The sequence below is a fragment of the Burkholderiales bacterium genome, assembly GCA_023511995.1.
GTDB lineage: Bacteria > Pseudomonadota > Gammaproteobacteria > Burkholderiales > Thiobacteraceae > Thiobacter.
The window spans coordinates 90,472-114,605 of sequence record JAIMAL010000007.1 but is presented as its reverse complement, the minus strand read 5'-3'; the positions used below and the strand labels follow the sequence as shown (position 1 = coordinate 114,605).

The window sequence follows — 24,134 nt, the reverse complement described above, 5'->3', positions numbered from 1 at the left end:
GTTGATGGGGCAAAATGCTCGCACATTCTGACCCACCTACCCGTTAATCAAAATTGCACTTCAAACTTGAATCCGCGTTCTTTATCGTGGCCCACGGCCAGATCAAGCTGGCCTTCCCCTCCGCCCACGGCACGGAAAAGGTGGTGGAGATCATCGGGCCCGGCCAAAGCTTTGGCGAGGCCGTCATGTTTATGGAGAAACCCTACCCAGTGTCCGCCCAGGCCCTCGTGGACAGTTTCGTCCTGCATGTGGCAAAGGACGCATTGTTCCAGGCCATGGACAGAAATCCGGCACTGGCGCGCAAAATGCTCGCCGGCCTCTCCCTGCGGCTGCACAGTCTCATCCACGACATGGAGGTCTATTGCTCAATGTCGGGGACACAGCGCGTGGTGGGTTATCTGCTGCAACACGAATGCCTGGACCACCCCCATGTCGTGGTCGAGCTGCCGGCCAGCAAACAGGTGATCGCCTCCCGCCTGAATCTCACGCCCGAGACGTTCTCCCGGATTCTGCACCACCTCACCGAAGCTGGTCTGATCAAGGTTGAAGGCCGCCGTATCACCATCCACGATGTCGATGCGCTGCGCCGCCACCACGGCGGATCTTGATCGTCGTCAAGGCAGCAGCGGCAATTCTGGTCGACGATGTGCATCCTGTTTACAGGAGTACACCCATGGCATCCCTTCTCGGCTACCTTGCCGCCGACCATTCCGACTGTGACAAATCTTTCGCCGAAGCCGAACAGGCCGCCGCGGCGGGTGACTGGAAAGGCGCGCAAGCCGCCTTTTCCCGCTTTGCCGGGCGCATGGCACGTCATTTCGCCATGGAGGAGGAGGTGCTTTTCCCCGCCTTCGAGGCCCGGACGGGCAACAATCAGGGTCCCACCCGCGTGATGCGCCTGGAACATGCCGAAATGCGCGAGCTCATCGACGCCCTGCGCGAGGCCATCGAGCGCTGCGACGCAACAGGCTTCGCGGGCAATGCCGAGACCCTGCTCGTTCTCATGCAGCAACATAACCTCAAGGAGGAGCAAATCCTCTATCCCATGTGTGACCGGCTGCTCGCCCGGGAAAGCGATGCCCTGCTCGCACGCATGGAAACAATCGCTGGTTAGATCATGACGAACCTGCCGCCGGAGCGCATCCTGGACGCACGCGGACTGGAACCGCCGGAACCCCTGGAGCGCACGCTGGAAGCCCTGGACACGCTGCAGCCGGCCGAACGTCTGCGGGTGCTGTTGCCACGGGAACCCTTTCCCCTCTACGCCATTCTGGACCGCTGGGGCTATCGACGGCAGACCGAAGCCCTGCCCGACGGCAGCTTCGCTGTCCTCATCTGGCGAGATTGATCCCGATGGCGGTCCCAGGTCTGCTGTTCGAACAGGCGCCGCCGATTTCCGTTCCCCTGCGTTTTTTCCTGGTGGCACCGTGGTTCGGCGTGGCGGCTGCGCTGATGCTCGCGATGGCCGGCCCCGATTCACTGGCCTCGCGTTGGGATCCTTCGGCTGTCGCGGCCACCCATCTCCTGACCCTGGGGGTGCTGGCCATGTGCATGATCGGCGCCCTCATGCAGATGCTGCCGGTGGTGGCCGGCGCCGCACTCACCCGGCCGAACCGCCTGGCCTGGCTCATCCAGCCCCCGCTCATGCTTGGCGTCCTGTTGTTGGCGTGGGGCTTCACCGCCGGGCGGACAGAGATCCTCCTGGCTGCGCTTGCACCCCTTGCCCTGGCACTCTTTGCCTTCGTGGGCGTCGCCTTGTCGGCAATGGCCAGTGCCGCGGCGAAAAACCCCACCATCACGGCGATGCGGCTTGCCCTTGCCGCACTCGCCCTGACGGTGAGCCTTGGGCTGCTGGCTGCCTGGACCTATGCCGGCCGCACCGGTCTGCCGCTGCCCACCCTTGCCGACATCCACCTGGGATGGGGGCTGCTGGGCTGGATCGGCATCCTGGTGGTCGGGGTGGCCTACCAGGTGGTGCCCATGTTCCAGATGACTCCGCCGTACCCCCCTGCCCTCACCCGCAGCCTGGGCTGGCTCATGGCTGGCGGCCTGGCGGCATTCAGCCTGGGCCGCAGCTTCGAACTCGAGTGGCTGACTCGTGGCGCGACGATGATCCTCTTCGCCGGCTTCGCCCTCTTCGCGGCCACAACCTTGCGGCTGCAGCGGCAACGGCGCCGGCCTCTGCCGGACATCACCCTGCGTTTCTGGCGCGTCGCCATGGTCAGTCTGCTGGCAAGCGGCGCAGTATGGCTGTTGGGACTAATGGCGCCACCTATTGCCGCATCCCCGCGGCAGCCGCTTGTGCTTGGCATCCTTTGGCTGATGGGTTTTGCCTGGTCGGCGGTCAATGGCATGCTCTACAAGATCGTTCCCTTCCTCGTCTGGCTGCATTTGCAAAGCCAACACCCGCCGCGGGGAACGACACCCAATATGAAACAGGTCATTGCCGAGACCGCTGCCAGGCGTCAGGCATTGACCCACGAAACTGCACTCATTCTTTTGCTGGCCGCCTGTTTCCTGCGCCAATTCTTCTATCCCGCCCTTCTCGTCGGCGCCCTGTCCTTTGCTCAGGTGGGCGCAAACCTCCTGTCCGCCTGGCGTTGCTACCGGCTCCATGTGCGCCGCCTCAGCCAAGGGGTGCCGGCTTCCAGCCCGTGAGCAGATAGCGCATCAGCTCCTCCACGCTGCGAATGGCCGTGCCAAAGGGCAGGTGCTCTGCGCCACGGAAGAAAAGACCCTTATTGATATCGCCACGCAACGCTGCCGCCAACTGGGCATCGATACAAAACTGGCCGGCGCGGGCGATGCCGTCGCGCAGGCCGCACGCGATGAGGCAGTGCAGTCCCGAGGCACAGCGGCTGCGGTCGCTCCTGGCACATGCCTGCAGCTTTTTCTCCCGCTTCAGGTAATTGCGTAACCACGGCGTCAGCACAGCACGGGCAGGCAACCCCGCCACGCTCATGAACGTGACGATGTCCTCCGGGCGGGCTTCTGCCAGGACTTTCTTGAAGTTGGGATGCGCATCTCCTTCCAGGGTGACTGCGAAAGGCGTCCCGATCTGCACCGCCGCCGCCCCCATCGCCAATAACTCACGTACTTTTTCATGGCTGTTGATGCCACCGGCCAAGATGACGGGAATCCGCTCCCGCTCCAGGCCCATTTGCTGAAACAGAGCAAACACCCCCTGCAGAACGTTGGGAAAATCGAAACGGGGATCATTGATCTCCTCAGGCCGGGTCGCCCCCAGATGTCCGCCGGCGTAGCGTGGGTGCTCGATCACGATGGCATCGGGCAGACGATTCTTGCGCTGCCATTTCCTGAGCACGATTTGCACACCGCGCACGTCGGACAGAATGGGGATCAACGCCACCTCCGGAAAATCCGCCGTCAGATCTGGCAAGTCGAGGGGCAGGCCGGCACCCATGACGATGGCGTGGGCGCCGCTGACACAGGCCTGCCGAACCAAGGCGGCATGTTCGGTGACCGCCTTCATGACGTTCACCGCGAGCATGCCCCGCCCCTGGGCGAGCGCCAGCGCGGCTTTGATCTCCCGATCCAGGGCAATGAGGTTGAGTTCGTCCAGCGTGGCCTTGTCGCGACAGCGGCGCCCACGTTCCATGAGGTCAGGATGGTGGTGACGCAGGTCGATGCTGGCAATAGTGCCGAGGGCGCCGAGGCGGGCGACGCTGCCGGCAAGGCGATGCGCCGACACCCCCACCCCCATGCCGCCCTGCACGATGGGCAGCAGCCGCCGCCCCCGGATATGGAAACAAGGCAGTGTGACATCCTCCATGGTGTGTCCCTCCCCGCCGCAGAATGCGCAGATAGCCGGATATCGTACTCCTTTTATCTGGAGACGAGTGAACCATCGTCTCACACCTTGAGCTGGATCAAGGCAGCGGCAGTCCGCAAGCGCCAAGCTCGGAACGAGGGCAAACACCTTGACGGAGTCGGGAGATGGTCTATGGTGAAAACCTGATTCTCGCCGCAGCCGCCTGCTGCAAACAGGGCCGGGCAGAGGTCCCATCTGGACAGGCCCGCTTCCGGCGGCGCATTTCGCTGTGTCTGTCCGTGACACTCTGCCGATTGCTTATGCTGGCGCTGCTTTGCTTCCCCCGGATCGCTGCCGGTGTGGAACTGGGTCCCCTTCCCCCGGAGGCGGCGAGCCTGTTTCCGGAGGCAGAACGCTTCGGGGCAGTTGAGGGCAGCCCGCCGGCCGCTGCCGTTTACGTGCAGGAGGCGGCGGGGGAGCGCCTCATCGGTTATGTCTTCTCCACCGCGGATGTGGTGGAGATTCCCGGCTACTCAGGGCGGCCGATCCATCTCCTCATCGGGTTGGAGACGGAGGGACGGCTGCGCGGTGTGCGCATCCTGCACCACGAGGAACCGATCCTCGCGGCAGGGGTGAGCGAGGCACGCCTCTCCGCCTTCATCGGACAGTACCGGGGCAAGCCGGCAGACGGGCGGATTCTGGTGGGTGCGCGTTCCCCGGGCCACGCCACGGTGGATGCCATTTCCGGCGCCACCATCACCATGATGGTGATCAATGCCACGATCAACCGGGCGGTGAAGCAGGTGGCGGCTTCACGGGGCATCAGCGCCGCCGGGGTCACCGAGGAGGCCCCGCTTCTTTCCACGGGGGCCATGGCCCCGCCAGCTCCCCCTGCCAAGCCGGCCCGCGAAACGCCCCCTGCCCGGCTTCCGCCGCGGGCCGCCAAACCGCCGCCGGCTCCGCTGCCGCTAGCGGGCGAAAACATCCCGCCCAAGGTGCCCACCACGGCACAAGGGAAAGCCGAGCCACCCCTCTGGCAAATCGTCTGGCGACAGCGTATTCCCGAGATCATCCTCCTTGGCCTGGGGCTCACGGTGCTGACGGGGATCCTCCTCTTCCAGGATTACCTGGCGCGTCATCCACGCCTGCTGCGTCGGCTGCGCCTCGCGTTCCTCACCTATACCCTCCTGTTCGTCGGCTGGTACGCCCTGGGCCAGCTTTCGATCCTCAATGTCTTCACTTTTCTGCACGCGGTCATGCACCAGTTCAGCTGGGAGACGTTCCTCATCGATCCCGTGCTGTTCCTCCTTTGGTCCTTCGTCGCGGTAACACTCCTCCTGTGGGGGAGAGGCGTCTATTGCGGCTGGCTGTGTCCCTTCGGCGCCCTGCAGGAGCTCGCATTTCAACTGGGTCAGCGGCTGCGGCTGCCGGTCCTTCCCCTGCCGCAGGTGGTGCACGAGCGGCTGCTCGCCCTCAAATATGTGATCATGATCGGCCTCTTCGGCTTGTCGCTGCAGTCCATCACTTGGGCCATCCAGGGTGCCGAAATCGAGCCGTTCAAGACCGCCATCACCCTTCGCTTTCAAAGGGAGTGGGGCTACGTCCTGTTTGCCCTGGCGGTGATCGCCATCGGCCTGTTCAACCGGAAGGCCTATTGCAAATACCTCTGCCCCCTGGGGGCGGCACTGGTCATCCCCGGCCGTTTCCATACCTTCGAATGGCTGCGGCGACGCAAGGAGTGCGGCAAGCCCTGCCAGGTGTGTGCCGTGGAGTGCGAGGTGCAGGCCATCCGGGCCACGGGGGAAATTGTCGTCAACGAGTGTCACCACTGCCTGGATTGCCAGGTGACTTTCTACGACGAAAACAAATGTCCGCCCCTGGTGGAGCGGCGCAAACGCCGCGAACGCGGGGGACGGGCGCGGGAACTCGCGCGTGGTATGGGCGAGCCCCTAACCGGAGACCTGCAGGTGATCCCCGTGCGCGTCGACACTGGGGAAAAGAAGGGAACTCTTGATCCAGATCAATGAAGACGGTCCGGCACCGGTCTAGCTTTCTATCAGGATACTCTGCTCCCCTTATCCATTTTATGAGGAGAACACCCATGCGCCCACGCATTCGCATCATCGCCGCCAGCATTGCCCTGGTGGGACTCGCCGCTCCTGTCGCCTTCGCCGCTGACGCGCCCCCCTCCGGGCATCCGGGGACAGCAGAGCCCGAACTCCGTTACAAGGGTGCGCCGGTACCCATCAAGCCTGAGGAGGCACGAGAGGTCGTCACCCCCAAAGCGCCACCCATGACCGCAGAGGAATTCGCCCGCGCCAAGCAGATTTACTTCGAGCGTTGTGCCGGCTGCCACGGCGTGCTGCGCAAGGGTGCCACGGGCAAACCGTTGACGCCCGACATCACGTTGGCCCGCGGCACCGAATATCTCAAGGTCTTCATCAACTACGGTTCACCCCAAGGCATGCCGAACTGGGGTACCTCCGGAGAGCTGAGCGAGCGCGACGTGGACATCATGGCCCGTTTTCTCCAGCATGAACCGCCCACGCCGCCCGAATTCGGCATGAAGGAGATGAAACAAACCTGGAAGGTTCTCGTACCCCCCGAGAAGCGGCCAAAAAGGCAGGAGAACAACTACAACCTGAGCAACCTGTTCTCCGTGACCCTGCGTGATACGGGGGAAGTCGCCCTGATCGATGGGGACACCAAGAAAATCATCAACATCGTCAAGACCGGCTACGCGGTTCACATTTCCCGCCTCTCCCATTCCGGCCGCTATCTGTACGTGATCGGGCGTGACGGTCAGGTCAACCTCATCGACCTGTGGATGAAGGTTCCAGACAACGTGGCGGTGATCAAGATCGGCCTGGAGGCGCGTTCGGTGGACACCTCCAAGTACAAGGGCTACGAGGACAAATATGCCATTGCCGGCGCTTATTGGCCACCGCAGTACGTGATCATGAAGGGCGACACTCTGGAGCCGCTCAAGATTGTTTCCACACGTGGCTACACAGTGGATACCCAGGAATACCATCCGGAGCCGCGGGTGGCGTCCATCGTGTCCTCCCATTTCCATCCCGAATTCGTGGTCAACGTCAAGGAAACCGGGCAGACGCTGATGGTCAATTACAGTGACATCAACAATCTGAAGGTCACAGCCATTGGCACGGAGCGGTTCCTGCACGATGGCGGCTGGGATGCGAGCAAGCGCTATTTCCTGGTGGCCGCCAATCAACGCAACAAAATCGCTGTCGTCGACGCGAAGGAGGATAAGCTGGTCACGCTGGTCGACGTGGGCAAGATCCCCCACCCGGGTCGCGGCGCCAACTTCGTCGATCCCAAGTACGGCCCGGTGTGGGCGACCGGGCATCTCGGCGATGATTCCATCGCCGTGATCGGCACCGACCCCGTCAAGCATCCCCAATATGCGTGGAAGGTGGTGCGAACGCTCAAAGGGCAGGGCGGCGGCTCATTGTTCATCAAAACGCACCCGAAATCGAAAAACCTGTGGGTGGACACCGCCCTCAATCCCGATCCCACCATCAGTCAGTCCGTCGCCGTCTATGACGTCACGGATCTGGACAAGCCACCCCAGATCATCAAGGTAGCCGAGATGGCCAACCTCGGTGAGGGCCCCAAGCGGGTCGTGCAGCCCGAGTACAACCAGGCCGGTGACGAGGTGTGGTTCTCGGTCTGGAACAGCAAGACCCAGCAGTCGGCCATCGTCGTCCTAGACGACAAGACACGCAAGCTCAAGGCGGTGATCAAAGATCCGCGCCTGATCACGCCGACGGGCAAGTTCAATGTCTACAACACCCAGCACGACATTTATTGAGGGAAGGGGCGCCACCGCGCCCCTTTTTGCCCATGGGACCCAGACGCCTTTTCACCGCTGCCATTCTGCTGGGACTGTTTGCTCCGGGCGTTCCGGCGGCAACGACAGAGCCGGCTCCCGATGACATGCGGCGGGCCGCCTTGATCCGCCTTGTCCGCCATGACTGCGGCGCCTGCCACGGCCTGCATCTGACGGGCGGGCTGGGTCCCGCCCTCACCGCAGACGCCCTGCGCGGCAGACCGGTGGCTGCCCTGATCGAGACGGTATTGCGTGGACGTCCGGGAACGCCCATGCCGCCGTGGGCGGGGCTGCTGTCCGAAGCTGACGCGGCATGGATCGTTTCCAGGCTGCAGGAGGGGTTTCCCGATGCGCCCTGACTGGTGGCTGATGCTTGTGCTCTTCCTGGGCGGCTGCGCAAGCACGTCCTTGCGGGGCACTGGCGACCTCGGTGTGGTCATTGAGCGCGCCAGCGGCAGCATCCAGGTGGTGGACACCTCCCGCCGGGTATCCCTCGGGCGGGTGGAAGGACTCGGCGATCTTTCCCATGCCTCGGTCAATTTCAGCCGCGATGGCCGCTTTGCCTATATCTTCGGCCGGGATGGGGGTCTCAGCCGGGTGGACCTGCTGACCCTGAAGGTGACACATCGCATCCTGCAAAGCGGCAACAGCATCGGCGGCGCGATCTCGCAGGATGGACGGCTCATCGCCGCAGCCAATTACACGCCAGGGGGTGTGAAAATCTTTGCCGCCGACGACCTGCATCTGCTCGCCGAGATCCCGGCCGTCGGTGCCGATGGCCGACCTTCCAAGGTGGTGGGGTTGGTGGACGCCCCCGGTCGGCGATTTATCTTCAGCCTGTTCGAAGCCGGGGAAATCTGGGTGGCCGACGTGCGCGATCCGCACCGGCCGCGACTGAGCAAATATCCCGCCATGGGTCGCGAACCCTATGACGGCATGATCAGCGCCGATGGCCGCTTTTACGCGGCGGGGCTGTTCGGAGAGGATGGCGTGGCGCTACTCGACCTCTGGCAGCCCGCAGCGGGCGTGCGGCGTGTCCTCACCAGTGTGGGCCGTAAGGGGGAAAAGCTGCCCGTGTTCAAGATGCCCCACCTGGAAGGCTGGGCCACGAGCGGCAATGTCCTCGTCCTACCGGAGGTCGGTCGGCACGAAGCCGTACTCGCCGATGCGCAGAGCTGGGAGGAACTCGCCCGCATTCCCGTAGCCGGCCAGGTGGTGTTCGCTGTGGCCAACCCCGCCGGACGCCATGTCTGGCTCAATTTCGCCCCCCCGCACAACGACACCGTCCAGATCCTTGACGTGGCCAGCCGCCGCATCGTCGCCACCCTGAAGCCGGGGCGCGCCGTGTTGCACATGGAATTCACCCCCCGCGGAGAGGCGGTGTGGGTGTCCTGTCGTGACGATGACCGAATCCAGATCTACGACAGCTACAGCTTCGAATTGCTCGGCAGTCTGCCGGCGAAAAGCCCCAGCGGGATTTTCTTCACCCATCGTGCCCACCGGATCGGACTATGAGCGATTTCACCTTCCAGTTGCTCAATGATTTCCAGCGCGACTTTCCCCTCGTGCCTGCGCCCTTTCATGCCATTGGCGATCAACTCGGGTTGCGCGCCGAGGAGGTCATCCGCAGTCTGCGCACCCTGATGAAGCAGGGCCTGATCAGCCGCATCGGTGCCGTCTTGCGCCCCAACCGGGTGGGCGTTTCCACCCTCGCCGCCCTGAGTGTGCCGCCGCAGGCGCTGGAGGAGGTCGCGGCCGTCATCAGCGCCCTGCCCCAGGTCAACCACAACTATGAGCGCGAGCACCATTTCAACCTGTGGTTCGTCGTCACCGCCGCCGACAGCGCAGGTCTGGATCAGGTGTTCGCCGATATCGTCAGAAAGACCGGGCTTGCGCCCCTGCGCCTGCCTTTGGAACGCGAATACCACATCGACCTCGGCTTCGATTTGCGTGCGCGGGTGGCCACGAGCCATGGTGAGTCCCTGCCCGAGGCCGCACCCCCTGCACCGCTCGACGCCGGGGATTACGCGCTCATCGGCGCCATTCAGGACGGTCTGCCCCTCCTGCCCCGTCCCTTCGCCCACATTGCGCACCACATTGGCATGGCGGAATCCGAGGTCTTATCCCGCCTGCAAAGGCTTAAGGCGGCGGGTGTCATCAAGCGCTTCGGCGTGGTGGTCCGCCACCATGAGCTAGGCTTTCAGGCCAACGCCATGGCTGTCTGGGACGTGCCCGACGGCGTAGTGGATCACGTGGGCACTGGTGTCGGTGGCAGCGGTCTGGTCAACCTCTGTTACCGGCGGCCCCGTCGTCTGCCCGACTGGCGGTACAACCTCTTTTGCATGATCCACGGCAGGGACCGCGACGCCGTGGCACAGCGTCTCGCCGAACTGAACCAGCGTTGGGGGCTTACCGCCTACCCGCAGGCCGTCCTGTTCAGCCGGCGCCGCTTCAAACAGACCGGGGCGCGCTACGTGCACCGGGATTCTGCAGCGAGGATGGCGTGATGGATGCGCTCGACCGCACTCTGATCAATGCCTTGCAGGGCGACTTCCCCATCTCCGAGCGCCCCTTCGCTGAAGTTGCGGCCCGCTTCGGCTGCGACGAGGCCACGGTTATCGAGCGCATCCGCCGTCTTATCGCCGCCGGTTTCCTGAGCCGCTTCGGTCCCCTGTACAACGCCGAAGCCATGGGCGGTGCACTCTGCCTCGCCGCCATGGCGGTACCGGCCGAGCGCTTCGACGAGGTCGCAGCGCAGGTGAACCGGCATCCGGAAGTGGCACACAACTACGCGCGCGACCACCGGCTGAACATGTGGTTTGTCATCGCCACGGAAACAGCGGCTGCGCTCGCCGAGGTTGTCCGCCGCATCGAGGGCGAAACGGGTCTTTCGGTCCACCTGTTGCCCCGCATTCGGGAATATTTCGTCGGCTTGAAGCTCACGGTATGAACGCCCCTGACCGCCTGCTCCTTGATGAAACCGATCGCCGCCTCGTGCAGGCCACCCAGGCCGGTCTGCCTTTGCTTCCCCGCCCCTATCTGGCGATCGCCACGGCCCTTGGGCTGAGCGAAAAGGAGGTGATGGCGCGGCTGCAACGCATGCTCGAGCGGGGTGTCATTCGGCGCATTGGCGCCATTCCCAACCACTATGCCCTTGGCTATCGTGCCAACGGCATGAGCGTGTGGGACGTTCCGGACGAGGTGGTGGATACCCTGGGAGAGGAGGTGGGCGCCCTGCCCTTCGTTACCCACTGTTATCGGCGGCCCCGGCTTCCGCCCCACTGGCCTTACAACCTGTTCGCCATGGTGCACGGCCGCAATAGGGAGGAGGTGGAGGAGAAAATCAGGATCATCCAGCAACGCCTTGGCACTCACTGCCGCGGCCACGAGGTGCTCTACAGCACCCGTATCCTGAAGAAGACCGGTCTGCGTCTTTATACCTGATACTGGCATGTTCCGCATCACCCAATACATGCAGGAAATCCTCCGGCCGACGCCCCTCGGTGCGCGTCACCAGCCTCCGGGCCCGGTCGTCATCTGGAATCTGGTCCGCCGTTGCAATCTCACCTGCAAGCACTGTTACTCCATTTCGGCGGACAGGGATTTTCCAGGCGAGCTCACGACCGAGGAGATTTTCGCCGTCATGGATGACCTGAAGGCATTCGGCGTTCCCGCCTTGATCCTCTCCGGCGGTGAGCCTCTTCTCCGTCCGGACATTTTCACCATTGCCCGCCGTGCCAAGGCCATGGGCTTTTATGTCGCCTTGTCGAGCAATGGCACGTTGATCGACGGAGACAATGTCGCCGAGATTGCCGGAGTGGGCTTTGACTACGTGGGTATCTCACTGGATGGCATGGAACAAACCCATGACCGTTTTCGCCGCAAGGCCGGTGCCTTCCGCGCCGCGCTGCGGGGCATTCGCCTCTGCCGGGCGGCGGGCATCAAGGTTGGCCTGCGCTTCACCCTGACCCGCGACAACGTAGCCGATCTGCCTGATACGCTGCGCCTGATGGAAAGCGAAGGAGTGGACAAGTTCTACCTCTCCCATCTCAACTATGCCGGTCGCGGCAACAAGCACCGGGGTGACGATGCCATCCATCAGGCCACCCGGCGGGCAATGGACCTTTTGTTCGCTACCTGCTGGCGCCGTCTGGTGGAAGGACGGCCGGCCGAATTCGTCACCGGCAACAACGATGCCGATGGCGTTTACCTGCTATTGTGGACACAGCGCCATTTTCCCGAGCACACCGCGCACCTGCGGGCCAGACTCGCCCAGTGGGGGGGCAATGCCAGTGGCGTCCATGTCGCCAACATCGATAACCTGGGCAACGTTCATCCCGACACGTTCTGGTGGGATTACACCCTGGGCAATGTGCGGCAGCGGCCGTTCTCGGAAATCTGGACCGACCTGCGCGATCCCATCCTGGCCGGCCTCAGGCGCAGACCGCGCCAGATCAAAGGCCGCTGTGGGCAATGCCAGTGGTTCGACATCTGCGGCGGGAACACGCGGGTGCGTGCCTGGCAACTGACCGGTGATCCATGGCAGGAAGACCCGGCTTGCTACCTCACCGACGAGGAGATTGGCGTCTCCAGCGGTGGCGAGCGGCTGGCGGTCACCCCTTACGTTCCCTTGCGCAGGATGATGAAACCGTGAACATCCGGATCGCTCGCGATGCCCGTAAAACCATCGTCTGCTCACGCCGGCATCAGGGTTCGCCCTTCCCCCTGCTTTTTTGCCTGGTGGGCATTCTGGTTAGCGCGGCAGCCCCCGCATCCGCCGCCGAATCCCCTGCAAGTCTCTACGCCCGGCACTGCGCCAACTGCCACGGCGCCGACCGCCTGGGTGGAAGCGGGCCGGCCCTGTTGCCGGAAAACCTCGAGCGCCTGCGCAAAGGGGACGCCGTGCAGGTCATCCGCGACGGGCGCGTTGCCACCCAAATGCCCGCTTTCGCTTCACGACTTGCGGCGGCGGAGATCGAGGCCCTCGCCGATTTCATCTACAGTCCGCCGGACAACCCTCCCCGCTGGATCATCAGCGACATCAAGGCGTCCCACATCGAATATGTTAAGCCCGGCAGCCTGCCGGACCGACCCCGCTTCGATGCCGATCCGTTGAACCTGTTCCTGGTGGTGGAGACGGGCGACCATCATGCCACCCTGCTCGACGGCGACCGGTTGCGACCCATCCACCGTTTTCCGACCCGTTTCGCCCTGCATGGCGGACCGAAGTTTTCCCCCGACGGCCGCTATGTATTCCTGGCTTCGCGCGATGGATGGATTACCCGCTTCGACATCTGGAATCTGACCCCCACCCATGAAATCCGCGCTGCCATCAACACGCGCAACCTCGCCGTCTCCGCCGACGGGCGCTACGTCCTGGTGGGCAATACGCTGCCGCCGACTCTCGTGGTGCTGGATGCCAGGAACCTCCTTCCCCTCAAGCTGATCCCGGTGGCGGACGCGGACGGCCGGCCCTCCCGCGTATCCGCGGTCTACGACGCCGCGCCGCGAAGAAGCTTCATCGTTGCCCTCAAGGATGCCAGGGAGGTGTGGGAAATCCCCTACGGCGAAGGCCACGAACCAGTCTATCCCGGACTCGTCCATGACTACCGCATGGCGGAAGCGCTGGCCGACAAGGGACCTTTCCCCGTGCGGCGTATCCTTCTTGACGAGGTGCTGGACGATTTCTATTTCGATGCCACCTATACCCACCTGATGGGGACTTCGCGCACGGCTGGCCGGGGCCAGGTGGTGAATCTGGACATCGGCCGCAAAATCGCAGAGTTGGACCTGCCTGGCCTGCCCCATCTGGGTTCTGGCATTACCTGGGAATGGGAAGGACGACCGGTGATGGCCACCCCCAATCTGCGTGCCGGTGTGGTAAGCGTGATTGACATGAAAACCTGGCAGGTCATCCGTCGCATTCCCACGGCCGGACCGGGCTTTTTCCTGCGCAGCCACGAAAACACCCCCTATGCGTGGGCCGACAGCTTCCTCAGCCCCGCACGGGACACGCTCACCATCATCGACAAGCGCAGCCTGGAAGTCGTGACGCACCTCATCCCCGCCCCGGGCAAGACCGCAGCCCATGTGGAATTCACCCGCGATGGCCGCTACGCCCTGGTGAGCCTGTGGGAAAAGGATGGTGCGCTCATCGTCTACGACGCCGCCACCCTGGGCGAAGTGACGCGCATTCCGATGAGCAAGCCGTCCGGAAAGTACAACGTATACAACAAGATCACCCGCTCCAGCGGAACCAGCCACTGACACGCAACGTGGCAGCGGCAACCCTTGACTCAGGTCAAGGTGAAAAAGACGTTCGGCCTCTAACCTATGTAACAAACGATTCCACTCGCAACCCGCGGAGGAAACGATGAGCGAGTCCTTTACTAAGTCCACGGCGCGCAACATTTTCTGGGGTGCCGCGGTGTTTTCGTTTTTGCTTTTTCTGGCCCTCACTTTCGACACCACTTCGGCTCTGCCCAGGCGCGACAATCGTGCCAATCTGACGCCGGCCGTGGCCCGGGGCAAGCTGGTATGGGAAAAACACAATTGCATCGGCTGCCACACCCTCCTTGGCGAGGGGGCCTATTTTGCGCCTGAACTGGGCAACGTCTACAAACGGCGCGGCGCCGAGTTCATCAAAGCCTGGATCAAAGCGCAGCCCACGGGCGTGCCGGGCCGGCGCCAAATGCCCCAGTTCCACCTGACGGAGCAGGAGCTCGATGATCTCGTGGCATTTTTGCAATACACCTCCGAAATCAACACGGAGAAGTGGCCGCCCAACATCGAGGGTTGACACTGGTGACAATAGTCTCAGAGCGGGGAGATTCATCATGCAATACCAGTCGCAAGCTGTGGCCAAGCCTTACTTCGTGGCGGCAATCGCGCTGTTTGCGGGCCAGATCCTGTTCGGTCTGATCATGGGCCTGCAGTACGTGATCGGGGACTTCCTCTTCCCGGCGATTCCCTTCAACGTGGCACGCATGGTTCACACCAACCTGCTTATCGTCTGGCTGCTGTTCGGCTTCATGGGGGCCGCCTACTACCTGGTGCCGGAAGAGGCGGAGACCGAGCTGCACAGCCCCCGACTCGCGCGGCTCATGTTCTGGGTATTCCTGATTGCTGGCGCACTCACCATCCTCGGCTATTTGCTCATTCCCTACGGGCGGCTTGCCGAACTCACCGGCAATGCCCTGCTGCCCACCATGGGCCGTGAGTTCCTCGAGCAGCCCACCATCACCAAGCTGGGCATCGTGGTGGTGGCGCTGGCCTTTCTTTACAACATCAGCATGACGGTATTGAGGGGGCGCAAGACCTCCATCAGCCTGGTGCTGCTCACCGGTCTGTGGGGCCTGGCGATCTTTTTCCTGTTTTCCTTCTACAACCCGGCCAACCTGGTCCTGGACAAGTACTACTGGTGGTGGGTCGTACACCTGTGGGTGGAAGGGGTATGGGAACTGATCCTCGGCGCATTGCTCGCCTTTGTCCTGATCAAGATCACGGGGGTGGACCGGGAAGTGATCGAGAAATGGCTCTATGTCATCATCGCCATGACCCTGATCACCGGCGTGGTGGGCACCGGACACCACTACTACTGGATCGGCACGCCGGGTTACTGGCAATGGTGGGGATCGGTGTTTTCGGCCATGGAGCCCATCCCCTTCTTCATGATGACCGTCTTTGCCTTCAACATGGTGAACCGCCGCCGGCGTGAGCACCCCAACAAAGCGGCCACGCTCTGGGCGCTGGGTACCGGTGTGATGGCATTTCTCGGTGCCGGGGTGTGGGGTTTTCTGCACACCCTGGCGCCAGTGAATTACTACACCCACGGCAGCCAGATCACCGCCGCCCATGGACACATGGCCTTCTACGGTGCCTACGTGATGGTGGTACTCACCATCATTTCCTACGCCATGCCGCTTCTGCGCGGTCGGCAGGCCAACAGCAATAGGTCGCAGATCATGGAAATGTGGTCATTCTGGCTGATGACGGTGTCGATGGTGTTCATCACGCTCTTCCTCACGGCTGCCGGCATCCTGCAGGTCTGGCTGCAGCGGGTGAGCGCCACGCCGCTGCCGTTCATGCAAGTGCAGGACCAGATCGCCCTCTTCTACTGGCTGCGGGAACTGACCGGAGTGGTCTTCCTCGTCGGGCTGGTGGTGTATGTGGCAAGCTTTTTTGTCGGCGAAGGGCGCGAAACCGCTATTGAGGGCAGCCGATGACCTCCTGCGCTCCCATCCGCAGGGTGACGCCCCCACCCTACTACCGGCCCCAGGGGCGGGAGGTGGAGCTGTTCGAGCAGGCGTTTCGCAACCGTCTGCCCCTCCTCATCAAGGGGCCGACGGGATGCGGTAAGACGCGTTTCGTCGCCCACATGGCGGCGCGTCTTGGGCGGCCCCTGTATACCGTCGCCTGCCACGATGATCTCTCTGCGGCCGATCTGGTCGGCCGCCACCTGGTGGGTGAAGCGGGGACGTGGTGGCAGGACGGCCCGCTCACCCGGGCGGTACGGGAAGGGGGGATCTGTTATCTGGATGAGGTGGTGGAGGCGCGCAAGGACACCACAGTCGTGCTCCACCCGCTGCTGGACGACCGCCGCATGCTTTTCCTCGAGCGCCTGGGCGAGACCCTGCAGGCGCCGCCGGAGTTCATGCTGGTGGTCTCCTACAATCCCGGCTATCAGAACCTGTTGAAAAGCCTCAAACCCAGCACACGTCAGCGTTTCGTCTCCGTGAGCCTGGGTTTCCCACCGGCAGAGGTGGAACAGGAGATCATCATGGCCGAGGCCGGAGTCGATGCGCTCCTGGCACGCCGGCTGGTGCAACTGGGTCAATCACTGCGTGCCCTCAAGGATCACGACCTCGAAGAGGCGGCGAGCACGCGCCTGTTGGTGTACGCGGCAAGCCTCATCCGCAGTGGTTTCCCCCCCATCGAGGCCTGCCAGGCGGCGGTGGTGGAATCCCTCACCGACGACGAGACCACCGCTGCCGCCCTGATGGAGCTCGTGCGTGTCACCTTCGCCCAATGACCGCCGGGGTCAATCCATCGCCGTGGCCGCAGAAGTCCTTTACCTGACCAACCTGCTTCTGCTGCCGGGGCTCGCATTCCTGGCCCTGCTCTTTCTGTGGTGGCGAACACGGCGGCAGGCACCGGCGCTGGCCCGCTGCCATCTCACCCAGACCCTGGTCGGCAGCCTTTGGGCGGGCGCGCTGCTCATTCTGACCAACGCCGCCATCATCGCCCTCGGTGGCTACGAGCGGCCCGCAACGTGGGTGGTGGCCATTCTCTATTTCACGATCTTTCATTCCACGCTGGTCCTCTTGGGCATCGTCGGTCTGGCCAAGGCCATGGCCGGCAAGCCCTATCGTTATCCGTTGATCGGCAGGCCCTGCGATGAAACCCCTTGAAACGCTGCGGCTGCTATTGCGTGTTGGTTTTTTCGCCCTGTTCGTGCTGGCGCCGCCACTGGATTTGCTGCGCTTCGACCTCACGCAAGGCCACGCCATCCTTTTCAAGCGGCCGTGGGTGATCGGCATCGATGACTTCGTTGCCGGCACCATCGACGCCGGCGAGTTGGCTTTCCGCATCATGAGCCGTGTCTTCCTGCCCCTCCTTGCCGCAGCCGGCCTCGTCATCGCCATTGCCTACCGCTGGGGCCGGCTCTATTGTGGCTGGCTGTGCCCACATTTCTCTGTGGTGGAGACGATCAATGCACTGATGCGGCGCAGCATCGGCAAGCACAGCCTATGGGACCGGCAGCGGCTTCCGCTGCAGCGGGCGGACGGCAGACCCTGGCGCACAAGCCCGGCCTGGTGGCCGGTGACCATTGCCGCCGCCTTGGTGTTTGCCTTGCTCTGGGCGGTGGTGCTGCTCAGCTATCTGCTTCCCCCCGCAGAAGTCTACGGCAACCTCTTAAACGGCCGGTTAAGCCCCAACCAGGCCCGTTTCCTCATCGTGGCGACGGTGCTTCTGTTCATCGAGTTCACGCTGGCGCGGCACCTCTTCTGCCGCTATGGCTGCGCCGTGGGGCTGTTCCAGAGCCTGGCCTGGATGGCCAATCCCCATGCTCTGGTGGTCGGCTTCGACCGGAGCCGGGCGCATGCCTGCCAGGCTTGCGCCAATGCCTGCGATAACGCGTGTCCCATGCGCCTGCATCCACGCACCGTCAAGCGGAACATGTTTGCCTGTACCCAATGTGGCCAGTGCATACGGGCCTGTGCCATGGTGCAAAGAAACAACGCCGACGGCGGGCTGTTGCAATGGGTTTCCGGGCCCTGCGCCCTGGACAAAGGGGAACGGGGCCGGCACCAGTTGGCCGCCAGCGGATGCTTCCCCGGCAGGCAGTCGTCCGCGGTGAGGGCAGCGCACCCACGCTGAGGTGGCAACATGGAGGAATGGGTTGGCAAACTGTGGGATCGTTTCCTGCGCAGCCTGGCGGAGCGTGAACATGGCGCAGCCGCCATCACCCTGGAGGAAGTCGCTCCCACCGCCGGCATTCTTTTTCGCGCCTTCGGCGGGGCGCCAGGATTGACGGTGAAGGCCACCGTGGCCACGCCCCACGGAGCACGTCGCAACCACCTTGCCCGCCTGGCGGGTGTCAACCAGCGTGTGGAACTCGCCTGGCGGAATGGCGAGGCGCTCCTGCTGCCTTCCCGTCTCGCGCTGTTCCCCCAAGCCGCGCTCAATCGTGATCTCTATCTATGGCTGATTGCCCTCGCCGCCGAATGTGACACCACGTGGAAAGATACCGACGCCTGGTTTCAAGCCCAGCAGGAGGCAAGCCTGCGCCTCTGGGCCCGTTATCCCGGCCTTGAACGGCGCTACCGGCAACTGGTGGCCGCGCTGCTGCCCCTGCGCCCTGCCCCGGAGCGCCTGCCTGCCGATGAAGCCGCGCAGGAAAGGGCCATCCAGGCCGCCCTGCGCCATCCCGGCCACCTCCGCCGTCTGCCCCAGGCGCGCCGTCCCTGGCAACCGGTGCCCCTCTGGCTTCATCCCAGCCCGCCGCCGACCCCGGCCACGGCGACCCGCAGCGGACACGCCGGCACTTCCATTGGCGGACGGGCAAAAGAGGACCGTCGGCGGCGCCAAGGCGAGCGGGTCGATGTGCGGGATGGAAGGGATGCCTTTCTGCTCTTTTTCCGCGCCGAGAGCATCCTGAGCTGGGCAGACTACATTCGCGTGCATCGGCCCACGGAGGAAAACGGGGACGCCGACCCCGCCGCTGCCGACGATATCGATCGACTGGCCATCGCCCGCGATGGCGAGACCCGCGCCGCCCGCATCCGTTTCGACCTGGACCTCCCTGCCCCTGCCGAGGACGACACGCCCCTCGGCCCCGGTCTCTGGTTACCGGAATGGGATTTCCGCACTGAGCGGCTGCTGCCCGCCCGTTGTCGCATCCAGCCCCTGCTGGCCGAACGCGCCGCGCCCTGCGGTCTGCCGGACGGCTTGCGGCCCATCGCGCGGCGCCTTCGCCGCCAGTTCCAAGCCCTGCGACCGGAACGCACCTGGCTTACCCGCCAGCCGGAAGGAAGCGAGCTCGACCTCGATGCTCTCGTCACCCATTTGGCCGAACGGCGTTTGCGCAGGGGCACCGCGGAACAGGGGTTCTACCGCGAGGCCAAACCCAGTCGGCGCGACCTCGCTTGTCTGCTGCTTGCCGATTTGTCGCTGTCCACCGACGCCTACGCCAACGACACGGCCCGCGTCATCGACGTGATCCGGGACAGCCTGTTCCTGTTTGCGGAGGCCTTGTCGGCAAGCCATGACCGTTTCGGGCTGTACGGTTTTTCCTCCCTGCGCCGCGATAACGTGCGTTTTCACCTGCTGAAGGATTTCCACGAGCCCTACGACGATACGGTGCGCGGCCGCATCGCCGCCATCAAGCCGGGCTATTACACGCGAATGGGCGCCGCGTTGCGCCAGGCCACACAGATTCTCGCCGAACAACCCGCTGCCCGGCGCTTGTTGCTGTTGCTCACCGATGGCAAACCCAATGACCTTGATCACTACGAGGGCCGTTACGGCATTGAGGATACGCGCCATGCGGTGATGGAAGCACGCCGGCGCGGTATCACTCCTTTCTGTGTCACCATCGATCGCGCTGCGCCCGACTACCTCGGCCACCTGTTCGGCACGGGTCATGCCTTGGTCATTGGCAAGGCCGCCGAGCTTCCCCGGAGGCTTCCCCGTCTCTACGCCCGGCTGACCACCTGAACATCTGTTCATGCTGGGGGGCTAAAGTTTTCCACGCCTCTGCCGTGATAGCGGCTGGGTAGGGCCGCTCACGGCCGTACCTGAGCACAGGCATCTACCAAGGGCAAAACCGTCGAAAGGCGGTGACGCAAAGGTTCCGGCCTACCGGGCAAGCGCCCCAGGGCAGCGGGCCTGCTGGGTGTCCGGCACGCATCCCTTTTCCGGCGTTGCCCCTGGTCAGGTTGCAGGTTCAGCTTGTTTTGAGTCCCAGGACCACCGGGAGAGCCCCATGGAAGACGCCGATTCCACCGACATCCGCAACCCCCTGGAAGGTTCAGCCCCTGCGCCGACCGCCGCCGACCGGCGCCTCCTGGAGCGCTGTGTGCAGATTGCCCTTGGCAATCTCTGCGGCGCCCTGAAGGCCACCCTGGAAAAGGCCGATGAGGAGTTTTTCCAGCTGGCGCAGAAGGCCACAGAAAGAACCATGGAGCAGCTGCATCTGGACGCCATGGCATTGGTGCGAAACCACGCGGAGGAGATCGAAAAACGCTTCCGGGAACACCTGCACAATGGCATCCAGGCGGCCCTGCTGCCGCGAAAGGCGGAGCGTCAGCCACATCGAGATGCCGATTTGGACCAGTTCACCCTCGTGGACCCGGATGATCTCGAGGAATCCATTGCCACCCAGGAGATGGCGGCAAAGATCAGAACCGGCTGCACCGAGGAGCTCGCCGCCTTGGAAAAACGCGTGGGCCTTTTGCTCCGCGACCCCGAATTCCGGCGGGTGAAGAATCCCTTCGACCCTGCCGTGCTGGCCGATGCCTACATGGCCGCCTGCCGGGACACGGAAGCACCGCTCAAGGTGCGGCTCCTCCTCGTCACCATGTGGGACAAGCATATGCAGGATGCCGTGGCCGCCACCTACCACGAAATCAACCAATACCTGGTGGGCAAGGGCATTCTGCCCCGCATCCGCCATGAAATCCGGCGGGGGACCGACCACACCGCGGAAATCGCCGCCATTGCCGCCCAGGCGGCAGTGGAGGCCGTGCAGGCGGCCAACAGCGACGACGTCTTCGCCAACCTGCAACAGTGGTTTGCCCGCGCCGCCCAGCGGGGCACGCTGCCGGCCGCAGGGGCGAGCGCGGCAGCCGGCCCTCTCGCCTGGCTTTCCCCGGCTGTCGCTGCCGCCGGGCCGGTTCCCGCTGCGCCAGGGGCAGGCCCTGCCGGCATCGCCGGCGTGACTTACGGTACAGCGGGTGCATCCGGCGAGGGGGGAGCCACCAGCAACGCCCTCCTTGCCCAGCTCACCCAACTGCAGCATGGTCAGGGCGTGGAACACATTCCCGTGCTCGCCCAGGCCGCGGCGGGCGTTCCCGTGGCCGTGCTGCGGGACATCCGCGACGCGCTGCCAGCAGACAGTCTCAGTTCCACCGCCGCGGTGACCCTCGAGGTGGTAGCCATGGTCTTCGATTTCATCTTCGACGATCCCCGCGTGCCCGATACCCTGAAGGCCCTCATCGGCCGTCTGCAGATCCCGGTGCTCAAGGCGGCGATGATCGACCCTGCCTTCTTTTCCCGGCGAACCCATCCCGCGCGGCGACTGCTCAATCTGCTGGGTGAGGCCGCCGTCGGCTGGCAGGGAAGCCACGATGATCCGCTCTATCGCAAGATGGAAGAAATCGTGCAGAAGCTCCTCGACGATTTCGAGGACGACATGGCCCTCTTCGACCAGGCGATCGGCGAGCTGCAATCCTTCCTCGAGGAACAGGAACGCCAAGCGGATGCCCTGGTGGCCGCCGCCACACCCCTCATCGAGGCCCGTGAACGTCAGGAACTGGCGGCCATCGAAGCCCAGGAGGCGGCGGAAGATGCCGTGGCAAGCCGCGCCCGGGATGCGCAGGTTCCCGAAGTGGTGCGCACCTTCCTCTGCGAGACGTGGACGAGCGTGCTCGCCCGCGCCCACCTGGAGGGGGGAACGGAGGGCACCCCTTGGCGGGAGGCCATGACCACCATGGACGACCTTGTCTGGAGCACCCGCCCCAAGGCAAGCCGCGAGGAACGGGAGCGGCTCATCCAGCTCCTGCCGTCACTCCTCAAGCATCTGAAAGCCGGCATGGAGGCGGTGGGCGTGGCGCAAGCGGCGCGGGAACGCTTCCTGAGCCAGTTGGTGAAATGTCATGCCAACGCCGTGAGCGCCGGCTTTGCCGAATCCGGCAGCGCAAGCCCGCCGGCGAAAAAGGAAACCGCGGTGGTGCTCCATTTCCCGAAACGGGAACCGGCCCCGGAGCCGGTGAAACTGGAAATCCTCACCCCGGCTCACGGGGAGGTGGAAGTGGAGGAGATCACCATCGGGCCCGTGGGCTGGGTGGAAGAAGAAGAGGAAGCCGGGGCAAGCCAAGCCGCGCCCCCCGCCCGGGTGGAAGTCGACGAGGACATGGCGCGGGAAGTGGTGGCGGCCCTCAAACCGGGCATGTGGGTGGAGTTCCGCCACACGGGGATGGAGCCCCTCGCCGCCAAGCTGAAGTGGATCAGCCCCCTGCGCGGCGCTTATCTCTTCTGCGACCGGCAGGGCAAGCGGGGGGCCACCATGCCCCGGGAAAAGCTGGAAGCCGCCTTCCGCATCGGCACGGCGCGTCTCCTCGACGAGGCGCCCCTTTCCGACCGTGCGGTGGACAACGTCATCGCCACCCTCAAGCAGGCGGCCGCGTAATCAGCGTCGCGCCCAGTCGATGAGCGGCAGCCATTGTTCCAGCTCCCGCTCGCTTTGCGAGCGGGGCAGGTCAAACAAGGTCTCCCCCAGCGCCGCCGCCTGGACGTAAATCTGCGTGTCGCGTAGCCAGCCGATCACCGGCAGCTCGTATTTCTCGAAAAAATGGCTGAGTGTGGCCGCTGCCCGCGTGCGCGGGTCCACGCGCATGCCCACCATGCCGATTTCCACGCCGTGCTTGCGCACCGCCTTGTGACTGCGCATGAGCTCGAAGAAGTCGGCCACCGCCCAGATATCGAAAAGCGACGGGGTGACCGGCACCATCACCTTGTCCGCCGCCCGCAGCGCATCGTCCAGCAGCCTGCCGTGGATACCCGCCGGCGCATCGAGGATCAGCCACTCCGTGCCCTTGGGCGGCTTGTCGAGGTCCGCCTCCCGCGCATCCCAACCCTCGATGGCAGGCAGCTTTGGCGAGCGGATGGCAAGCCACTGGAGACTGGAGCGCTGGCGGTCCATGTCGCCGAGGGTCACGCGATCGCCGCGCCAGGCAAAGAAGCCGGCCAGATTGGTGGCGAGTGTCGTCTTGCCGCTGCCCCCCTTGGGATTGACGACGAGGATGGTCTGCATGGCCCCTCCTTGGGTCAGGAGATTTCCCGGCGCTCCAGAATAGCCTGGGCAAGCGTGCCGCTGTCCGTGTATTCCAGTTCACCGCCCACCGGCACACCCCGGGCAATGCGCGTCACCTTGAGTCCGCGACCCTTGAGCAGTTCGCCCAGGTAATGGGCGGTGGCTTCCCCCTCCACGGTGAAATTGGTGGCCAGCAGCACCTCCCGCACCACACCATTTTCCACCCGTTTCAGCAACCGCTCCAGATGTAGCTCCTTCGGCCCCACCCCATCCAGCGGTGACAGGCGCCCCATGAGGACGAAATACATGCCGCGGTAGATCTGGGTCTGCTCCATCATCATGAGGTCGGCGGGCATTTCCACCACGCACAGGGTGGTGGCATCGCGGCTTTCGGAGCTGCACAGGGTGCACACCTCACCCTCGGTGAAGCTGTTGCACATCCGGCAGTGCTGTACCCGCTCGAGGGCCAAGGCCAGGGCGGAAGACAAACGTTTCGCCCCTTCCCGATCGTACTGCAGCAGGTGGTAGGCCATGCGCTGCGCCGAGCGCGGCCCCACGCCGGGCAGGCAGCGCAGGGCTTCCATGAGTTCTTCAAGACTCGAAGGGGCGCTCATCGGCAAAGGGAAGGGAATGGCCTCACGCCAGCCTCAAAAGGGCATCTTGAAGCCGGGCGGCAGACCCAGGCCGGCGGTGAGGGCGCCCAGTTTCTCCTGGCTGGTGGCTTCCACCTTGCGCACGGCATCATTGACCGCCGCGGCAATGAGATCCTCCAGCATTTCCTTGTCGTCGGTGAGGAGGCTCGGGTCGATGCTCACCCGTTTCACATCATGCCGGCCGGTCATGATGACGCGGACCATGCCTGCCCCCGCCTGGCCCTCCACCTCCATGACCGCCAGCTCTTCCTGCAGCCTTTTCATGTTTTCCTGCATCATCTGGGCCTGTTTCATCAGGTTGCCCAAGCCACCCTTGATCAT

The 24,134-nt window shown here is 64.1% G+C and carries 24 protein-coding genes and 1 riboswitch; of the genes, 20 read left to right on the top strand and 4 right to left on the bottom strand.

What is annotated here, in order from left to right; genetic code table 11:
- The first annotated feature begins 53 nt into the window (after nt 1-53).
- The 4 genes from K6T56_05570 to K6T56_05555 all read left to right on the top strand — a co-directional run bounded on the left by K6T56_05570 (nt 54) and on the right by K6T56_05555 (nt 2,658).
- Nucleotides 54-608, top strand: coding sequence for a Crp/Fnr family transcriptional regulator (locus tag K6T56_05570; GenBank protein ID MCL6555812.1), 555 nt, complete (start codon nt 54-56; stop codon nt 606-608).
- A gap of 65 nt (nt 609-673) precedes the next feature.
- Complete coding sequence (locus K6T56_05565) at nt 674-1,114, top strand: hemerythrin domain-containing protein (GenBank protein ID MCL6555811.1); 441 nt, start codon at nt 674-676, stop codon at nt 1,112-1,114.
- 3 nt (nt 1,115-1,117) lie between these two features.
- On the top strand, nt 1,118-1,348 hold the full coding sequence (locus K6T56_05560; GenBank protein MCL6555810.1) for a DUF2249 domain-containing protein: 231 nt from the start codon (nt 1,118-1,120) through the stop codon (nt 1,346-1,348).
- 5 nt (nt 1,349-1,353) lie between these two features.
- The gene (locus K6T56_05555; protein ID MCL6555809.1) at nt 1,354-2,658 is read left to right on the top strand and encodes a permease; all 1,305 of its coding nucleotides are present in this window, start codon (nt 1,354-1,356) and stop codon (nt 2,656-2,658) included.
- Here K6T56_05555 and K6T56_05550 read toward each other — a convergent pair.
- Nucleotides 2,627-3,793, bottom strand: a complete 1,167-nt coding sequence (locus K6T56_05550; GenBank protein ID MCL6555808.1) for a nitronate monooxygenase family protein — start codon at nt 3,791-3,793, stop codon at nt 2,627-2,629. The two genes, K6T56_05555 and K6T56_05550, sit on opposite strands and share 32 nt — an antisense overlap.
- Before the next feature lie 299 nt (nt 3,794-4,092).
- Here K6T56_05550 and K6T56_05545 point away from each other — a divergent pair, with 299 nt between their 5' ends.
- The 16 genes from K6T56_05545 (at nt 4,093) to K6T56_05470 (ending at nt 22,536) form a co-directional block, all read left to right on the top strand.
- The gene (locus tag K6T56_05545) at nt 4,093-5,799 is read left to right on the top strand and encodes a 4Fe-4S binding protein (GenBank protein ID MCL6555807.1); all 1,707 of its coding nucleotides are present in this window, start codon (nt 4,093-4,095) and stop codon (nt 5,797-5,799) included.
- A gap of 59 nt (nt 5,800-5,858) precedes the next feature.
- The gene (locus K6T56_05540) at nt 5,859-7,607 is read left to right on the top strand and encodes a nitrite reductase (protein ID MCL6555806.1); all 1,749 of its coding nucleotides are present in this window, start codon (nt 5,859-5,861) and stop codon (nt 7,605-7,607) included.
- A gap of 32 nt (nt 7,608-7,639) precedes the next feature.
- Nucleotides 7,640-7,984, top strand: coding sequence for a cytochrome c (locus K6T56_05535; GenBank protein ID MCL6555805.1), 345 nt, complete (start codon nt 7,640-7,642; stop codon nt 7,982-7,984).
- A complete protein-coding gene (locus tag K6T56_05530) occupies nt 7,974-9,140 on the top strand; it encodes a protein nirF (GenBank protein ID MCL6555804.1) in 1,167 nt (388 codons plus the stop codon). The genes K6T56_05535 and K6T56_05530 overlap by 11 nt, the downstream gene beginning before the upstream one ends.
- Nucleotides 9,137-10,132, top strand: coding sequence for an Lrp/AsnC family transcriptional regulator (locus K6T56_05525; GenBank protein ID MCL6555803.1), 996 nt, complete (start codon nt 9,137-9,139; stop codon nt 10,130-10,132). The genes K6T56_05530 and K6T56_05525 overlap by 4 nt, the downstream gene beginning before the upstream one ends.
- Nucleotides 10,132-10,575 carry an AsnC family transcriptional regulator gene (locus K6T56_05520; GenBank protein ID MCL6555802.1) on the top strand — a complete coding sequence of 148 codons (444 nt, stop codon included), beginning with the start codon at nt 10,132-10,134 and terminating at the stop codon, nt 10,573-10,575. The genes K6T56_05525 and K6T56_05520 overlap by 1 nt, the downstream gene beginning before the upstream one ends.
- A complete protein-coding gene (locus K6T56_05515) occupies nt 10,572-11,069 on the top strand; it encodes an AsnC family transcriptional regulator (protein MCL6555801.1) in 498 nt (165 codons plus the stop codon). The genes K6T56_05520 and K6T56_05515 overlap by 4 nt, the downstream gene beginning before the upstream one ends.
- 7 nt (nt 11,070-11,076) lie before the next feature.
- Nucleotides 11,077-12,279 (top strand): heme d1 biosynthesis radical SAM protein NirJ, encoded by a 1,203-nt coding sequence (gene nirJ / locus K6T56_05510; protein ID MCL6555800.1) that lies wholly within the window; start codon nt 11,077-11,079, stop codon nt 12,277-12,279.
- Entirely contained in the window at nt 12,165-13,892 is a 1,728-nt protein-coding gene (locus K6T56_05505) for a nitrite reductase (GenBank protein ID MCL6555799.1), read from the top strand. The genes nirJ and K6T56_05505 overlap by 115 nt, the downstream gene beginning before the upstream one ends.
- A 106-nt stretch (nt 13,893-13,998) precedes the next feature.
- A complete protein-coding gene (locus tag K6T56_05500; protein ID MCL6555798.1) occupies nt 13,999-14,424 on the top strand; it encodes a cytochrome c in 426 nt (141 codons plus the stop codon).
- Nucleotides 14,425-14,461: 37 nt separating this feature from the next.
- A complete protein-coding gene (locus K6T56_05495) occupies nt 14,462-15,850 on the top strand; it encodes a cbb3-type cytochrome c oxidase subunit I (GenBank protein ID MCL6555797.1) in 1,389 nt (462 codons plus the stop codon).
- Nucleotides 15,847-16,656 (top strand): CbbQ/NirQ/NorQ/GpvN family protein, encoded by an 810-nt coding sequence (locus K6T56_05490; protein ID MCL6555796.1) that lies wholly within the window; start codon nt 15,847-15,849, stop codon nt 16,654-16,656. Before K6T56_05495 ends, K6T56_05490 begins: the two co-directional genes overlap by 4 nt.
- Complete coding sequence (locus tag K6T56_05485; protein ID MCL6555795.1) at nt 16,637-17,035, top strand: hypothetical protein; 399 nt, start codon at nt 16,637-16,639, stop codon at nt 17,033-17,035. Before K6T56_05490 ends, K6T56_05485 begins: the two co-directional genes overlap by 20 nt.
- Entirely contained in the window at nt 17,022-18,005 is a 984-nt protein-coding gene (locus tag K6T56_05480; GenBank protein MCL6555794.1) for a 4Fe-4S binding protein, read from the top strand. Before K6T56_05485 ends, K6T56_05480 begins: the two co-directional genes overlap by 14 nt.
- Nucleotides 18,006-18,014: 9 nt before the next feature.
- Nucleotides 18,015-19,844: a VWA domain-containing protein gene (locus tag K6T56_05475; protein MCL6555793.1), complete on the top strand. Its 1,830-nt coding sequence runs from the start codon at nt 18,015-18,017 to the stop codon at nt 19,842-19,844.
- Nucleotides 19,845-19,936: 92 nt separating this feature from the next.
- Nucleotides 19,937-20,023, top strand: a riboswitch (cyclic di-GMP riboswitch).
- An 89-nt stretch (nt 20,024-20,112) separates the two neighbouring features.
- On the top strand, nt 20,113-22,536 hold the full coding sequence (locus tag K6T56_05470) for a DUF1631 domain-containing protein (protein ID MCL6555792.1): 2,424 nt from the start codon (nt 20,113-20,115) through the stop codon (nt 22,534-22,536).
- Here the strand turns inward: K6T56_05470 and K6T56_05465 are convergent, their stop codons facing one another.
- From K6T56_05465 to K6T56_05455, 3 genes are read right to left on the bottom strand one after another with little or no spacing between them, the layout of a single operon-like run.
- Nucleotides 22,537-23,160, bottom strand: a complete 624-nt coding sequence (locus K6T56_05465) for a ParA family protein (protein MCL6555791.1) — start codon at nt 23,158-23,160, stop codon at nt 22,537-22,539. It lies immediately after the preceding gene.
- Between the two features lie 14 nt (nt 23,161-23,174).
- Nucleotides 23,175-23,774 carry a recombination mediator RecR gene (gene recR, locus K6T56_05460; protein MCL6555790.1) on the bottom strand — a complete coding sequence of 200 codons (600 nt, stop codon included), beginning with the start codon at nt 23,772-23,774 and terminating at the stop codon, nt 23,175-23,177.
- Between the two features lie 33 nt (nt 23,775-23,807).
- Nucleotides 23,808-24,134 (bottom strand): YbaB/EbfC family nucleoid-associated protein, encoded by a 327-nt coding sequence (locus K6T56_05455; GenBank protein MCL6555789.1) that lies wholly within the window; start codon nt 24,132-24,134, stop codon nt 23,808-23,810.

Coding starts and splice junctions, on each gene's coding strand:
- K6T56_05520 (MCL6555802.1), top strand. CDS start 10,132: ATGGATGCGCTCGACCGCACTCTGATCAATGCCTTGCAGGGCGACTTC.
- K6T56_05535 (MCL6555805.1), top strand. CDS start 7,640: ATGGGACCCAGACGCCTTTTCACCGCTGCCATTCTGCTGGGACTGTTT.
- K6T56_05455 (MCL6555789.1), bottom strand. CDS start 24,134: ATGATCAAGGGTGGCTTGGGCAACCTGATGAAACAGGCCCAGATGATG.
- K6T56_05550 (MCL6555808.1), bottom strand. CDS start 3,793: ATGGAGGATGTCACACTGCCTTGTTTCCATATCCGGGGGCGGCGGCTG.
- K6T56_05470 (MCL6555792.1), top strand. CDS start 20,113: ATGGAAGACGCCGATTCCACCGACATCCGCAACCCCCTGGAAGGTTCA.
- K6T56_05545 (MCL6555807.1), top strand. CDS start 4,093: ATGCTGGCGCTGCTTTGCTTCCCCCGGATCGCTGCCGGTGTGGAACTG.
- K6T56_05475 (MCL6555793.1), top strand. CDS start 18,015: ATGGAGGAATGGGTTGGCAAACTGTGGGATCGTTTCCTGCGCAGCCTG.
- K6T56_05565 (MCL6555811.1), top strand. CDS start 674: ATGGCATCCCTTCTCGGCTACCTTGCCGCCGACCATTCCGACTGTGAC.
- nirJ (MCL6555800.1), top strand. CDS start 11,077: ATGTTCCGCATCACCCAATACATGCAGGAAATCCTCCGGCCGACGCCC.
- K6T56_05505 (MCL6555799.1), top strand. CDS start 12,165: ATGGCAGGAAGACCCGGCTTGCTACCTCACCGACGAGGAGATTGGCGT.
- K6T56_05500 (MCL6555798.1), top strand. CDS start 13,999: ATGAGCGAGTCCTTTACTAAGTCCACGGCGCGCAACATTTTCTGGGGT.
- K6T56_05555 (MCL6555809.1), top strand. CDS start 1,354: ATGGCGGTCCCAGGTCTGCTGTTCGAACAGGCGCCGCCGATTTCCGTT.
- K6T56_05465 (MCL6555791.1), bottom strand. CDS start 23,160: ATGCAGACCATCCTCGTCGTCAATCCCAAGGGGGGCAGCGGCAAGACG.
- K6T56_05540 (MCL6555806.1), top strand. CDS start 5,859: ATGAGGAGAACACCCATGCGCCCACGCATTCGCATCATCGCCGCCAGC.
- K6T56_05525 (MCL6555803.1), top strand. CDS start 9,137: ATGAGCGATTTCACCTTCCAGTTGCTCAATGATTTCCAGCGCGACTTT.
- K6T56_05490 (MCL6555796.1), top strand. CDS start 15,847: ATGACCTCCTGCGCTCCCATCCGCAGGGTGACGCCCCCACCCTACTAC.
- K6T56_05530 (MCL6555804.1), top strand. CDS start 7,974: ATGCGCCCTGACTGGTGGCTGATGCTTGTGCTCTTCCTGGGCGGCTGC.
- K6T56_05480 (MCL6555794.1), top strand. CDS start 17,022: ATGAAACCCCTTGAAACGCTGCGGCTGCTATTGCGTGTTGGTTTTTTC.
- recR (MCL6555790.1), bottom strand. CDS start 23,774: ATGAGCGCCCCTTCGAGTCTTGAAGAACTCATGGAAGCCCTGCGCTGC.
- K6T56_05515 (MCL6555801.1), top strand. CDS start 10,572: ATGAACGCCCCTGACCGCCTGCTCCTTGATGAAACCGATCGCCGCCTC.
- K6T56_05495 (MCL6555797.1), top strand. CDS start 14,462: ATGCAATACCAGTCGCAAGCTGTGGCCAAGCCTTACTTCGTGGCGGCA.
- K6T56_05560 (MCL6555810.1), top strand. CDS start 1,118: ATGACGAACCTGCCGCCGGAGCGCATCCTGGACGCACGCGGACTGGAA.